The sequence below is a fragment of the Capnocytophaga sp. H2931 genome (assembly GCF_002302535.1).
GTDB classification, from domain to species: Bacteria; Bacteroidota; Bacteroidia; order Flavobacteriales; family Flavobacteriaceae; genus Capnocytophaga; species Capnocytophaga canis.
In genome coordinates this window covers 2,219,988-2,233,657 of the sequence record NZ_CP022381.1, presented here as the reverse complement: position 1 = coordinate 2,233,657, position 13,670 = coordinate 2,219,988, and the positions used below count along the sequence as shown (strand labels likewise).

Sequence of the window (13,670 nt, the reverse complement as noted above, 5' to 3'; positions counted from 1 at the left end):
GAAAGGAATGTAATTGAAACCTCAAATTTTTAACTCTTTATATAATTACTTTTTTTTGAAAAAATAGTACAAAGCATAGTTCAGAATAAGACCAAACCAACGACTTTTTGGTTTGAAAAAGCTCCCTCCTACGTTTGAAAAAGCACTAGCCATCAAATTCTTAGGAGCTAAGCTATCCGTAAAATTTGAAGTACTGTTCTTCAACTGCAACCAGTCAATTTCTTTTTTGAGTCTCAAGATTTTTAAATCACTTTCAATTTCCTCAAAAGATTGATAAATTCTATTTCTCCTCATCCTCTTCTCCCGCTTTAAAATACACCTCTGAAAGAGTCTTCAATAAAGGTCTTTCAATCATTTTCTTTCTGAAAAGATAGGCTATACACATTACTAAACAATAAAAAAGTGCCATAACAACAAATCCTAAGGCAATGTTGCCAATCCAAATTCCTATGGCGTAGGCAAACGCGAAAGAGAGTGAAAACAATACCAATAGGCTTATCATGCCCAATACCAAAATGGATAATAGCCCATAAGAAGTCTTCGCTATAAACCTGAAAACAAATAGTTTATAGTAAGAAACATTTGTTTCTAACGCTTCATTTCCTCTATCGGGGAGTTCTTTAAAAGCCTCTTTTATGTTATTCATCAACATATTTTATTTTTGCAACTTAGCGTTTGCCTCTTTCAAAGCTGCTAATTTTTTTTCTAAAAAAGTAATCACATCTTCAGCTTTGTAACTCGATTTGGACAAGACTCTGTCCATATTTTCCTCCAAAGAACCTTTGATTTCAGTTGTTTTTAACTTCACCTCCTGCGTTAAATGATCAATTTTTTCCTTCAACTTGTGTGTTGTCTCATCTACTGAATCTTTGATTTTTTTACGAGTATTTTTCCCTTTGTCAGGTGCAAAAAGAATTCCCACTCCTGCTCCAATAGCTACTCCTGTAACTAATGCTAATAATACGTTTCCTGTTTTTGCCATAATAATTTAATTTTTTAAAGGTTTAACATTCTGTTTTTTGTGGCTTATAGCCAAATAATTGCTTTTCTTTGATGATTTCGGAAACCCCACCTGGCAGTAATTCCTCCCAATTGGGTTCGCCTTTCTCAATCATCGAGAGAATTTCTCGAGAGAATATGTTGAGATGTGCCTCATCATATCCCTCAATATCCACCACCTTTCCGTTGAATTTGAAAAACTTGTACAATTCTTTCATACGTGGATGCACACGCAAATTCTCACTGGTGATGATTTGACCTGTTTCTGGGTCTTTCATCGGGAACAAATATATTTTAATATCGCGATAAAACAATTTTCCAAATGCCTCTAAAATACCTCCACTCAAATGTCGGTAATATTTTTCATCGAAAATCGCAATCAAATTATTCACTCCCATCGCCAACCCCATTCGCATACGAGTATAATTTGAAAAATATTCTACCACTCGATAATACTCTTTAAAATTAGAAATCAATACTTTTTGACCTAAGGAACACAACAATTTGGCTCTGTCCATAAAATCTTGCTCATCAATTTCTCCTTCTGCTATCAAATTCGACAGCGTAATTTCAAAAATCACCTCAGTACGGGACGGATTGACTTTATTTTCCGCCAAAAACATCTCCAAAGATTTTTGATACATATCCATATTGACCTTAGTCACAGGTCGGAAACTCCCTCGCAGAGTCAAGACATTTTTTTTGTAAAGATGCTCCGCAGGAAGAATATTATTCCCATCAGGGCCAAACATAACCGCTTCAGTCATCCCATTTCTAATAAGTTGTAAACTCATCAATCGATTGTCCACATCCTCAAAATCAGGCCCTGAAAAATTTATCATATCAATTTCTATCAAATCCTTATCAATATGGTCATATAAATATTTCAATATTTTTTTAGGTTTTGACGTTTTATAGAAAGCTCCATAAATGAGATTCACTCCCAAAATTCCTAATGTTTCTTGCTGAGCTCTGGCTTCAGTTTGGTGAAAACGCACGTGCAAAATGATTTCGTTATACGCTCCATGAGGTTTGGTTTGGAAACGCAAACCCACCCAACCATGTCCTTTATAACGCTTTGAAAAATCAATAGTTGCGACGGTGTTGGCATAAGAGAAAAACACCTTGTTGGGGTGATTATTTCTCGTCAAACGCGTTTCGATGAGTTTGATTTCATAGTCCAACATTTTTTTAAGTCGGCTTTCAGTTACGTAACGTCCATCTTCTTCCACTCCGTACACAGCATCGCTTACCTCCTTGTCATAGGCACTCATTGCCTTAGCAATAGTCCCCGAAGCTGCTCCTGCTCTAAAAAAATGGCGTACCGTTTCCTGACCTGCTCCAATTTCAGCAAAAGTTCCGTAAATATTTTCATTCAAATTAATACGCAATGCCTTGGCTAAAGTCGAAGGTACATCTTCAATGGCTATATCCTTATCTCCTTGAATTATGACGCTCATTTTTTTATGCTTTTATTTTTTCAGGTTAATATCACCTCTATTTCCTAAATACTTTAATTTCTTTTATATAAAACACGGCACACACCCTCTTTAAAACAGAGGATTAGCCTCATTTAAAAAACTATTTGCACAAAAATAGGAAATTCTATTGAAAATTCCTATTTTTGTCGTAAATTTTTTTGCTTTGAAAATTATTTTTTTAGGAACAGGCACATCACAGGGGATTCCCGTCATTGGAAGTAATCATCCTGTAGGATTAAGTAAAAACCACAAAGACAAGCGATTACGAACTTCTGCCCTTATCTCATGGGACAATATAAATCTATTAATTGACTGCGGCCCCGATTTTCGGCAACAAATGCTCACTCACAAAATTAACCATTTGGAAGCAATTCTCTTTACGCATGAACACGCCGACCACACTGCTGGGCTTGACGACATTCGTCCGTTTGTATATCAACAAGGCGACATGCCGATTTATGCCTTACCGCGTGTGATTTCTGAACTGCGACAACGTTTTGACTATATTTTTCGCACTGAAAATCGGTATGCAGGAGCTCCGTCTGTGGCTGTCAATGAGGTAAACAATGAGTCATTTGAGTTTTATGGAAAAACTATTCAGCCAATTCATGTGATGCATGGTGATTTACCAATTTTAGGCTATAGAATTGAAAATATCGCTTATATTACGGATGCTAAAAAAATAATAAACAACGAATTAGACAAACTTCACGGACTGGATCTTTTGGTGCTAAATTGCCTACGTGAGGAAATTCACCCCACGCATTTAAACTTGGATGAAGCTTTGGAAATTATCCGTATTGTACAACCAAAAAAGACCTATTTCACCCATATCAGTCAAACGTTTGGATTTCATGACGAGGTGTCTAAAAAACTACCAGAAAACGTTTTTTTGGCCTATGACAATCTGATTTTAAACAATATATAAGTATTTAAAATCTAAAAAATCCGTCGGGAGTAGCACAGTAATCCAAAGGAATATCAGTTGAGAAAACCCCTTCAATTTTTAATTCAGGGAGAAAAAATGATAGACCTACCTTTAAAGTAGTTACAGGACAGTTTGATAAAAATCGGTCATAAAATCCACCTCCATACCCGACCCTATTCCCTTTTTGATCGTAAGCCAGTAACGGAACAAACACCACATCTATTTGAGCAGATTGCACCTCAAATCCGTTGGAAGGCTCTGTAATTCCTAAATGATTTTGTCGCAAAATAGTTTGCTCTGTGAGTAAAATATGCTTTAACCTCCCGCTTTCTTCATCTATCTTAGGTAATACGATATTTTTATCTTTTCCATGGAGAATATGTAAAATATATTCGGTGTTAATTTCAAACAATTTGGCTATCGGAAGAAAAATATGATAATTTTCCCTATCCCAAATAGGCATTTTCAATAACTGATTGGCTATTTGCAAACTTTTTTCTTCACGTTCTTCCTCTGAAAGACCTTTCCTAAGTTGTTTGTAGTGGGTTCGTAACTCTTTCTTATTCATAAAATGTTTTTTAGATGAGTAAAAACGAAAAAATTATGTGTTTTTTCACTTATTTCGTCCTATTTCTTCTGGATAAAGCTCAAAAACGGGGTCACTTTGCCAAAATTCTTTGGTATTGATATCCATCACGGTGATACGTCCTTTGAATGCTGCCCCTGTATCAACGTTCCACACATTATTGGCATACATCGGTTTATCGGTTTCAAAACGAACGGTGGGCGTGTGTCCTATAAAAATTTCAGAATAGAGTTTCAATCGATTGGGATAGCGAGATTGTTCAGGAGACATTTCCACCGAAATAGCTAATTCCCAAAGGGTTCTGTCCCAATAAAAAGCCTTGTGAAAATATTCATATTCTACGCCTCTCAAATTGGTAAATCCTGCGTGAACAAACAATCTATTTTGGTCATCTAACTGATAATTAGATAATTTTCGTAAAAAATCAATATGTTTTTGCTTTGTTTCTTCAGAAATAGACTCATAGGCTTTCTCGGTGGCATCTCCCCCGTGAAAATACCACATCTTTTCCATGGATTTCCCCGATAGAAAATCCAAACACAAATCATCGTGATTTCCTCTGAGAAAAGTGCAATCGTATTTTTTACCAAAATCTATCAGAAAATCAATAACTTGAGGTGTTTGACTCCATCCATCAGCATAATCTCCTAAAAATATGAATTTGTCTTGATCTTGAATATTCACTCGTTCAAGTACTTGAATCAATGCCTTATATGCTCCGTGAATATCACCTATTACTAATGTTCTCATCTGTGAGTATTGTATTTTAATTTACGCATAATGCGAAGTGTCCGCTTTAAAGCGGGGTAGGATTCCCTATCTATTTCTCTGTATTTGAACCGAGCTTCTTCTAATAACTCTTTGGCCTGTATGTAACCACTTAAATAACACGTCAAAAAAGTGGATGGTAGCAGTTTTAATTTATTCAAACTACTGTTATTCAAATCATTCCCCTCTATTATATTTTTAACTATGGGCATATACTCGTCCCATAAAAGAGCCGATTTTTCAAGATTATACGCAGGAGGAATAAAGACCAACTTTTGATGTATTTTGTATGTTCCATTATTAAAAAACTCGATGGTGAGTGTTTCCAATGGGTGGTATTTTTGTGAAAAATCAGTTGCTAATTCGATATATTCCGTAATTTGGAATGAATTTGCTTGAATATGGATTTCAACCAAATCCAAGGCAGAAAAAAACAGTTGTACTTGTTCGTTAATCAGCTCAATATCAACTCTTGAATAAAATAATTTTCCATCAACACGCTCTGGCTTCCCTGCGTAACATAGCACAAATTGTTCTCTGAAAACGTGATAAAAAGCCTGTAAATCCTTGTGTCGGTGATTTAAAAAATGGATTGTGGCATCAAGAGTATGTTGAATATTATTACTTGAAAGTTTTTCTATTTGCCGAACTGTTTTTAGGTTTACATCGCTTATTTTAAAGGTTTTATCAACAATTTTACTGTTACTACCCTCTCGTTTGAAAATGGTTCCTTTCGGGTATTTCCACACACCTTTTGATAAAGAACATATTTTTTGAGATGATCGTACTGTAACCAAACCAACCACTTTATTTTCAGCAATATCTGGAAAAATAATATTTTCATACATTACTGATGGGGGATTTTCTAAATAGGAATTGACCAGATTTTGAATATGGCTGTCATCGAAAAAATCCACCCCAAAAATTAAGCGTGATTCATCTTCAACACCAACAATTATAAACGCATTATTATAGGGATTCGAATTGGCTAAAGCACAAACTATTTTCAAAAACTTAGCCTTTCCTTCACGATCACTCAAATTGATGAAACGCTTACGATCATAGAAACTGTTTTCGTCGCTATGAGCTAATAGGTTCTTAATTAGTAAGCGCTTATTTATCATATTAGTGTTACTTTATTTTGAGATACTTTACAACATACTTATTTCCAAATCATTACGATCAGGAGCAAATTCTTTTAAAATTTCGATATTTCCGTTAGCCAACCAACGGTGCTTCGGCTTTTCAGTGGCATCATTTAACAATTGATTTTGACTGAGTATGTTTTTAGTTTGTCTAGCAACGGCATATCCAGAATCAATCACTTGAATATTTTCGGGGATAAGTTGCTTAATTTGAGGTAATAAATACGGATAGTGAGTACATCCCAACACCAGATAGTCTATTCCTTCTTCTACCATTGGATACAAATATTTTTTGAGCAAAATCGTCATTTCAGGACTATTAATTTTGCCTGACTCTATGAGTTTTACCAAACCTTCTCCTACCCTTTCAATAAATTCAATACCGTTATTTTGTGCTAAACTATTGCTATTTTTCTGAAATAATTCACTCGTCAACGTTCCTTGAGTAGCTAACACTCCTATTTTTTTGGTGACACTTCCTAAGGCTGCAGGTTTAATAGCTGGTTCAATACCTATGAAAGGTATATGTCTATATTTTTCACGAAGATAGGAAATAGCGTTAGTCGTACCCGTATTACAGGCTAAAACAATGATTTTCACATCATTATTGAGCAAACACTCTGTATTCCTTTCGCATAAAGCAATGATTTCGTCCTTCGTTTTTCCGCCGTAAGGAGCATTTTTATTGTCTGCTAAGAATAGGGTGTTCTCATTGGGCATCAATGCTACGACCTCTTTCCAAATGGTGGTTCCTCCAACACCCGAATCAAATAATCCAATAGGAGCTTGTTTTTTCATAACACAAAAGTAACACTTTTTACTTGAAAAACGAAATAAAGAGTTTTCGTTTTACTTATTCTCTCTTGAAAAGTAGTAGAAATCTTTAGAGGACTTTCTGTTCAGCTTCAACAGAAAACCATAATACAAAAAGATGATTCCGATCTGTTCATCATTCTTTTGCTGTTGAGTGAGACCTCTGAGTAATAGCATATTGACTGTCTCGCCTATTACGCCTTTGTGAAAAGCATGACCTTGTTTTAAAAATTCTATAATAGACTCAATTACTACTCTTTTCTTATGTACCGAATTGAATTTTATCCTTGTATAACTCTGTATCTTTTTAGAAGTATATAATAAATTTGGTATAATCGATGAACTATAAAGTCTTGAGAAAGAAAAAAGTGTTTTTTCCTTCTGAAGCAGTCCTTAATAATCTCACTAAGTTAATTATATTCCAATTATAAATGCTTTATCTCTCCTTAATTCGATTCGAAAGAATCAATTCAGCCGTTTTTTGACTTGCTCCACTTCCCCCTAATTGATTTCGTAAATCCATATAGTCTTGCAGTAACTTATCGCGATGTGTTGGAGTTAAGAGTTTATCTATTTCAAAACGTAAATTTTTGGTATTCAACTCCTCTTGAATAAGTTCTGTAACTACAGGTTTATCCATAATAAGATTTACTAACGAAATATACTTCAAATTAATCACTCGCTTTGCAATTTGATATGACAGCCAATTACCACGATAACAAACCACTTCTGGGACATTAAACAAAGCTGTTTCCAAAGTAGCTGTTCCACTGGTCACCAATGCACAAGTGGCTATGGATAATAAATCGTAAGTTTTTCCACTAACAAAATATACATTATTATTTTTGATAAATTGCTGATAAAAACCATAATCTTGTGATGGAGCTCCTGCAATAACAAACTGATAATCAGGATAACAATCCACTACTGAAAGCATCACTGAAAGCATTTTGGCGATTTCTTGTTTTCGACTTCCGGGAAGTAAAGCGATAATGGGTCGTTGGTCTAGATTATTTGCTACCTTAAACGCATGCGGATCTATTGGTTCACGATTAGCTATAGCATCCAAAAGCGGATGTCCTACAAAATGAACAGGATAAGCATGTTTTTTTTCATAGAAATCTTTTTCAAAAGGCAATATCACATACATAAAATCTATGTCGCGCTTAATGGCTTTTATACGATTTTCTTTCCACGCCCAAATTTGAGGCGAAATATAGTAATGTGTTTGAAAACCTTGCTGCTTCGCCCACGTAGCGATACGCATATTAAAACCCGGATAATCAATGAAAATCAGTACATCTGGTTGGAAATCCTGAATATCTTTTTTGCAAAAAGCAATATTCTTTAAAATAGTTTTTAGATTTGTGATAACTTCCCAAAAGCCCATGAAAGCCAAATCTCGATAGTGCTTGACAAGGGTTCCTGCAACGGATTTCATTTTATCTCCTCCCCAAAAACGTATATCGGCACTGGAGTCTTTGGCAATAAGTGCTTTCATCAGATTGGCTCCATGTAAATCACCCGATGCTTCACCTGCTATGATGTAGTATTTCATCTCTTGTTGGATTGTTGTTTACGTTTGAGGAAATCAAACAATTTATGTAATTTTTCAAATTGAAATAACCCTTTATCCGTAGTAACACGAATGGTTAGATATATTCCTAAAGGAAGTAAAATCAACGTAGAAAACCATGGTGCAATGACAGGGCTTACCGTGTTATTTTCTGCTATATTCTTAACAAACAAACTTATAAAGTAATAAGATAAAAACAGAACCATTGCCACTACAAAGGGCAAACCCAATCCTCCTTTACGAATGAATGCACCTAACGGTGCAGCCACAAAAAACAATACAAAACAAGAAAATGTCAAGGCAAATTTATCACTCAAATTCAGAATATGGAGGTTTAATGTTTTGTAACGATATTCAATGTCACGCTGCCTGAAATCTAAATTATCATACTGACTTTGAGCATTGCTAACAGCCATATCCCATATCTGCCGTTTTTTGTAAGTTTCGAATAGGTTTAGCAGTTCTGAAATATCCTCAACATTGTTATTCTCAGAAGTTTTTATATTTTTTTCAGGTAGAAAAATACCTGTACGACGCATCATACTCCCCCCATGATCAGCTATATGTTGTTTAAAGTCATTCCGCAATGAATCTATAGCGTAGTTCAATTGTCCAACATTCATCATTCGATAAGTAGTAATATTGGTTTTCTCATTAAAATCAACATTGTTCAAATGGGAAAGATCAATATTGATGACATATTTATCAAAATGTACTTTCGCAAAAGGGAAACGCTGTTGTTGGGCATAAGTTTGAGTCTTGATATCTTCGTAATAATTACCATCTTCCAAGATAAGTTGCAAAAAATCACTATTTTTAACATTTTTTAACTCGCCTCGTTCTGCAATAATTACAGTCCTGTTCACACGGTCAGGTGATTTTTTATGAATAACCACCTTTTCTAAAAATTCATCATTTTTACCTGATTTTTTATCAACTTTGATACTGATATCATCACCTATATCTGAAAAAATTCCTTCTGCAATAGCCATTGCTGGTTTCACTTTGGCAATGTTTCGACGTAGGTCAAATAATTCCGTATAGGAAACAGGAATCACCACATTGACCAAAAAAAAAGTAAATAAACTCAAAAATCCCATAAAAACCAACAAAGGTCGCATGGCTCGTTGCACCGAAATTCCTGATGCTTTCATTGCTGCAAACTCGTAATTTTCAGCAAATGCTCCAAAGGTCATAATGGAAGAAACCACCACCGCCAACGGCAAAATGATCGGAATCAATTGCGGAATGAAAAATATTAAAAACTTAGCTATAATCCACATCTCCAAACCTCTACCCGCTAAATCGTCGATATATGTCCACAAAGTATGGAACATAAATATCAGAATTAAAACGAAAAGAGTTCCTAAAAAATTCTTTAGGAACTGTGTTAAAATATATCGGTCTAATATTTTCATTATGTGTACGTTACTACTTATTTGGACATCTCACACCGTATTTGATTTCCTGAGGTGAAACTACAATTCAGAGATGTAATATCCTTCTTTTTTATATTTTTCTTTATCAAATTTAAACAAATTTGCTGGAATCGGTTGATTGGTTTTGAACGTATTGACCGTGATGGTGGTTTTCGTATTGTTTTTCCCAATTTCGATTAGATTGTAAATATGCTTTGTTTGAACATCAATCCCTAATAAAATTTGTTTTACATCTGATGTTTTTTGAGGTTTAAGTTCCACATATTGTATCTTTCTGCCCCGTACATTTTGTTCAATATCCCATTTGTAGGTGTACCCTTTTCTATAAAAGGTAAGCATTTTTGAAGGTGTGATGGACGTTTCCTCATCTGAAGTCGATTCGATTACAACTTCTTCATTTTCAGGAATTATGGTATATGATTTATTACCATCATATATTTTGGTAGCTCCCATATAATTCAAAACATACTTATCCTTAGCCAAAGTTACATTTCCTTTGATTTCTTGATTAATATTTTCGGAAATATTATCTAAATTATACCGAAACTCAATATAAATATTGTCGTAACTTGTCATTTTGTTATACACCTCATCCAATAAAGTCTTTGCTTTATTCGCGTTCTGAGCTTGAGCTACAAAACTACATAAAGTGATAATCGAAATTATTATTTTTTTCATTTTTTTGATGTTTTTCATAATTATTACTATAATGTGCATTCATACGTAAGATACTCCGAAAGAACCGTTTCATATCAAACCACAAAAAAATCTCATTAATAAATTATTAATCCTTCTCTATGGCCGAGTACAAAATTACGTAAAACGATGCTCTTTAACGACTTACTACCATGAATACCAATTTCCGTTCCAAAATTAACGTCCATTCAACAAATTTTCGAGCGATACGATGTCAGAAACAAGTACCTTTCGGGCTTTACTTCCATCAAAAGGCCCCACAATTCCTGCGTGTTCCAACTGATCAATAATACGTCCTGCTCGATTATATCCTAAACTCAATTTACGCTGTAAGAGCGATGCCGAACCTTGCTGTGCATTAACAATGATTTCAGCCGCTTCTCTAAATAATTTATCACGGTCAGCAGGATCAAAATCCAACTCCGTAGCTTCACTTTCACTACCTACATATTCAGGCAATAAGTAAGCATCTGGATAAGCCTTCTGAGCTCCAATATATTCAGTAATATGATTGATTTCAGGGGTATCTACAAAAGCACATTGGATACGAATAGGTTCATTTCCTTGGGTGTAAAGCATGTCTCCTCGCCCTATTAACTGCTCAGCCCCCGAACCATCTAAAATCGTTTTTGAATCTATCTTCGAAGTTACACGAAACGCAATTCGAGCAGGGAAATTTGCCTTAATAATCCCTGTGATAACGTTCACCGATGGACGTTGCGTTGCAATAATCAAGTGAATACCAATGGCTCGTGCCAATTGAGCCAATCGTGCAATGGGCAACTCCACTTCTTTACCTGCCGTCATAATCAAATCGGCAAACTCATCAACCACCAAGACTATATACGGCAAAAATCGGTGTCCTTCATTCGGGTTTAGTTGCCGTGCTTTGAATTTTGCGTTGTACTCTTTGATGTTACGAACCATTGCATTTTTCAACAGCTCATAACGATTGTCCATTTCAATACAAAGAGAATTCAACGTGTTGACTACCTTTTTGTTATCCGTAATAATAGCTTCCTCACTATCAGGAAGTTTTGCTAAAAAGTGGCGTTCAATAGTGTTGAACAAAGTCAGTTCTACCTTCTTCGGATCTACTAATACAAATTTCACCTCGGCAGGATGTTTCTTGTAAAGTAAAGATGTGAGTACAACATTAAGCCCCACAGATTTACCTTGCCCTGTAGCACCAGCCATCAGTAGATGGGGCATCTTAGTGAGGTCAGCTACAAAGGTTTCGTTGCTAATGGTCTTTCCGAATGCTACAGGAAGCTCCATCTCCGAGTGTTGAAACTTGGGCGAAGTAATCATGGAACGCATAAAAACAGTGGTCGGTTTCTTATTCGGAACCTCAATACCAATAGTCCCCTTTCCTGGAATCGGTGCAATAATACGAATACCCAAAGCCGCTAAGGACAAAGCTATGTCATCTTCTAAATTTTTAATTTTCGAAATGCGAATCCCCGCAGCAGGGACAATCTCATAGAGCGTAACCGTTGGACCAATGGTAGCCTTTATCTGTGATATTTCAATTTTGTAATCTCTAAGGGTCTGAACAATTGTATTTTTATTCTCCTCCAATTCCTCCTGATTGATAATAATACCACTTTCTTTGGGCTCGTTCAAAAGTTCGATGGTAGGAAAACGATAGTCACTCAAATCCAAACGTGGATCGTATTCTCCGTAGTTTTCAACCAATTTTTTAGCTAATAATTCAGGATCAACTTCCTCACTTTGCTTTGGTTTTTCTACTTGCAGATCCAACTCTTCAGAAGGAGTATTGGTTATAAAGAAATTTTCTTCATTCTCTTCATTTGTCAAGAAAGGGATTTCTTTTTTATGAGTGAATACATCTAATTTTTCGTCAGGTTTATTATTGTCAATAAAGATCTTTTCATTATTAACATCTGTTGACTTCAAAAAATCATCATTATTTTCCTCAGGATTCGCTGGAACAGCTACTTTCTTTACTAGTTTAGAGGGACTTAAAGTATCCGAGATTTTGACTTGATTGATTTTAGTGAAAACTGTCTGAAACATTTTGCTCACTTTTTCGGGCGTAAGTTCAGCTTTCAAAATAGCATAAAGTAATAGAAATAAGATGAGTAGTAACGCTGTCCCAAACACCCCAATGTAATCTTGAACAAAATGATTGATTTCGTAACCTGAAATACCTCCCAAAATACTAGCTTTGCCTGAAAAAAAACCGAAAAAAGTAGCAATAAAAATCATCCACAAAATTCCCCAAAACCATCGATTGAAAAGAGGCATTCGCAATCCGAATGAAAGTTTTAAACCTGTCAAAAAAGCCAATACTGCAGGAATAAACATCGCAATTCCAAATCCTTTATAGATAAAAAAATGTCCCAAAAAAGCTCCAATTTTACTCACCAAATTCTGAGCTTCTTGCTGTCTATCCCCTAAAGCCAACCAAACACTTTGATCGGTTTGCCAAGTAAAAAGATAAGACACAAAAGCTACAATAAGCATCAGTGAAACAAAAGTAAGGACAACACCGAAAATTAATTTCCGTTGTTTGCCTTTATCCGTCTTTGTTTTAGTTTTTTTATCGGAGTCCTTTTGTTTTTTTTGTGACATTTTTTTAGTTTAATAGGTAGCAGATTGAAAAGTTAAATCATCACGCAAAAGCCTACAAAAGCTACGTGAGATTTTTCAACTTGATGACACTTATGTTTGTTCTACATGTTATATTTAAAACTACAATTTTGCCAAAGCAGCTGCGTAATTTGGCTCGTTAGCTGTTTCTGCAACTTGTTCGTTGTGAATAACATGCCCTTTTTCATCAATAACAACGATACAACGCGAAAGCAAACCTTTGAGAGGGCCATCAGTAAATGTTACGTGATAGTTTTGAGAAAATTCACCTCTGAAATCGGAAAGCATTACCAAATCATCAATACCCTCAGCTGCACAGAATCTGCTGAAAGCAAAAGGTAAATCTTTTGAAATACAAGCTATTACAACATTATCCAATGCAGCAACCTCTTGATGAAATCTACGTGCAGAAGCGGCACAAACTCCCGTATCTATACTTGGAAATATGTTTAAAACCAGTTTTTTACCCTTAAAATCTTGTAAAGAAACCTCTGATAAGTCTGTTTTTACTGCTTTGAAATCAGGAGCTACTGCCCCTACTTGTGGAAGTTCACCTTGTGTATGAACCGCTCCTCCCTTAAAAGTGATTGTAGCCATAATAATTATTCTGTTTTTTAATCCGT

Annotated in this window: 14 protein-coding genes; 1 reads left to right on the top strand and 13 read right to left on the bottom strand. The window is 35.2% G+C overall.

The genetic code is table 11. The annotated features are described in order from the left end of the window. Positions 1-45: 45 nt before the first annotated feature. Genes CGC52_RS09510 through CGC52_RS09495 form a run of 4 tightly spaced genes read right to left on the bottom strand, consistent with a single transcriptional unit; the run spans position 46 to position 2,459 of the window. Positions 46-294, bottom strand: coding sequence for a DUF6327 family protein (locus CGC52_RS09510; RefSeq protein WP_042010031.1), 249 nt, complete (start codon positions 292-294; stop codon positions 46-48). Further along, positions 281-646: a hypothetical protein gene (locus CGC52_RS09505; protein WP_212895848.1), complete on the bottom strand. Its 366-nt coding sequence runs from the start codon at positions 644-646 to the stop codon at positions 281-283. Before CGC52_RS09505 ends, CGC52_RS09510 begins: the two co-directional genes overlap by 14 nt. A 9-nt stretch (positions 647-655) precedes the next feature. Next, positions 656-982 carry a YtxH domain-containing protein gene (locus CGC52_RS09500; RefSeq protein WP_095894216.1) on the bottom strand — a complete coding sequence of 109 codons (327 nt, stop codon included), beginning with the start codon at positions 980-982 and terminating at the stop codon, positions 656-658. 22 nt (positions 983-1,004) lie between these two features. Then, a complete protein-coding gene (locus CGC52_RS09495) occupies positions 1,005-2,459 on the bottom strand; it encodes a nicotinate-nucleotide adenylyltransferase (protein ID WP_095894215.1) in 1,455 nt (484 codons plus the stop codon). A gap of 184 nt (positions 2,460-2,643) precedes the next feature. Between CGC52_RS09495 and CGC52_RS09490 the strand changes: the two genes are divergently transcribed. Further along, entirely contained in the window at positions 2,644-3,408 is a 765-nt protein-coding gene (locus CGC52_RS09490; RefSeq protein ID WP_095894511.1) for an MBL fold metallo-hydrolase, read from the top strand. A gap of 4 nt (positions 3,409-3,412) precedes the next feature. Here CGC52_RS09490 and CGC52_RS09485 read toward each other — a convergent pair whose 3' ends face one another. The 9 genes from CGC52_RS09485 to tpx all read right to left on the bottom strand — a co-directional run bounded on the left by CGC52_RS09485 (position 3,413) and on the right by tpx (position 13,644). After that, complete coding sequence (locus CGC52_RS09485; protein WP_095894214.1) at positions 3,413-3,976, bottom strand: 5-formyltetrahydrofolate cyclo-ligase; 564 nt, start codon at positions 3,974-3,976, stop codon at positions 3,413-3,415. 45 nt (positions 3,977-4,021) lie between these two features. After that, positions 4,022-4,744: a metallophosphoesterase family protein gene (locus CGC52_RS09480; RefSeq protein ID WP_095894213.1), complete on the bottom strand. Its 723-nt coding sequence runs from the start codon at positions 4,742-4,744 to the stop codon at positions 4,022-4,024. After that, positions 4,741-5,886 (bottom strand): DUF5929 domain-containing protein, encoded by a 1,146-nt coding sequence (locus tag CGC52_RS09475; protein WP_042010044.1) that lies wholly within the window; start codon positions 5,884-5,886, stop codon positions 4,741-4,743. Before CGC52_RS09475 ends, CGC52_RS09480 begins: the two co-directional genes overlap by 4 nt. A gap of 27 nt (positions 5,887-5,913) precedes the next feature. Next, positions 5,914-6,705, bottom strand: coding sequence for a glutamate racemase (gene murI, locus CGC52_RS09470; protein ID WP_042010047.1), 792 nt, complete (start codon positions 6,703-6,705; stop codon positions 5,914-5,916). Between the two features lie 451 nt (positions 6,706-7,156). After that, entirely contained in the window at positions 7,157-8,278 is a 1,122-nt protein-coding gene (lpxB, locus tag CGC52_RS09465; RefSeq protein ID WP_095894212.1) for a lipid-A-disaccharide synthase, read from the bottom strand. Next, entirely contained in the window at positions 8,275-9,714 is a 1,440-nt protein-coding gene (locus tag CGC52_RS09460; protein WP_095894211.1) for an LptF/LptG family permease, read from the bottom strand. Before CGC52_RS09460 ends, lpxB begins: the two co-directional genes overlap by 4 nt. Before the next feature lie 60 nt (positions 9,715-9,774). Then, a complete protein-coding gene (locus tag CGC52_RS09455; protein ID WP_095894510.1) occupies positions 9,775-10,413 on the bottom strand; it encodes an outer membrane lipoprotein carrier protein LolA in 639 nt (212 codons plus the stop codon). Positions 10,414-10,608: 195 nt separating this feature from the next. Continuing rightward, on the bottom strand, positions 10,609-13,029 hold the full coding sequence (locus tag CGC52_RS09450; RefSeq protein ID WP_042010057.1) for a DNA translocase FtsK: 2,421 nt from the start codon (positions 13,027-13,029) through the stop codon (positions 10,609-10,611). A gap of 120 nt (positions 13,030-13,149) precedes the next feature. Beyond that, a complete protein-coding gene (tpx, locus tag CGC52_RS09445; protein ID WP_095894210.1) occupies positions 13,150-13,644 on the bottom strand; it encodes a thiol peroxidase in 495 nt (164 codons plus the stop codon). Positions 13,645-13,670: the final 26 nt, after the last annotated feature.

Excerpts from the sequence above, each read along its gene's own strand:
- CGC52_RS09510 (WP_042010031.1), bottom strand. The coding sequence starts at position 294 with ATGAGGAGAAATAGAATTTATCAATCTTTTGAGGAAATTGAAAGTGAT.
- CGC52_RS09505 (WP_212895848.1), bottom strand. The coding sequence starts at position 646 with ATGAATAACATAAAAGAGGCTTTTAAAGAACTCCCCGATAGAGGAAAT.
- CGC52_RS09500 (WP_095894216.1), bottom strand. The coding sequence starts at position 982 with ATGGCAAAAACAGGAAACGTATTATTAGCATTAGTTACAGGAGTAGCT.
- CGC52_RS09495 (WP_095894215.1), bottom strand. The coding sequence starts at position 2,459 with ATGAGCGTCATAATTCAAGGAGATAAGGATATAGCCATTGAAGATGTA.
- CGC52_RS09485 (WP_095894214.1), bottom strand. The coding sequence starts at position 3,976 with ATGAATAAGAAAGAGTTACGAACCCACTACAAACAACTTAGGAAAGGT.
- CGC52_RS09480 (WP_095894213.1), bottom strand. The coding sequence starts at position 4,744 with ATGAGAACATTAGTAATAGGTGATATTCACGGAGCATATAAGGCATTG.
- CGC52_RS09475 (WP_042010044.1), bottom strand. The coding sequence starts at position 5,886 with ATGATAAATAAGCGCTTACTAATTAAGAACCTATTAGCTCATAGCGAC.
- murI (WP_042010047.1), bottom strand. The coding sequence starts at position 6,705 with ATGAAAAAACAAGCTCCTATTGGATTATTTGATTCGGGTGTTGGAGGA.
- lpxB (WP_095894212.1), bottom strand. The coding sequence starts at position 8,278 with ATGAAATACTACATCATAGCAGGTGAAGCATCGGGTGATTTACATGGA.
- CGC52_RS09460 (WP_095894211.1), bottom strand. The coding sequence starts at position 9,714 with ATGAAAATATTAGACCGATATATTTTAACACAGTTCCTAAAGAATTTT.
- CGC52_RS09455 (WP_095894510.1), bottom strand. The coding sequence starts at position 10,413 with ATGAAAAAAATAATAATTTCGATTATCACTTTATGTAGTTTTGTAGCT.
- CGC52_RS09450 (WP_042010057.1), bottom strand. The coding sequence starts at position 13,029 with ATGTCACAAAAAAAACAAAAGGACTCCGATAAAAAAACTAAAACAAAG.
- tpx (WP_095894210.1), bottom strand. The coding sequence starts at position 13,644 with ATGGCTACAATCACTTTTAAGGGAGGAGCGGTTCATACACAAGGTGAA.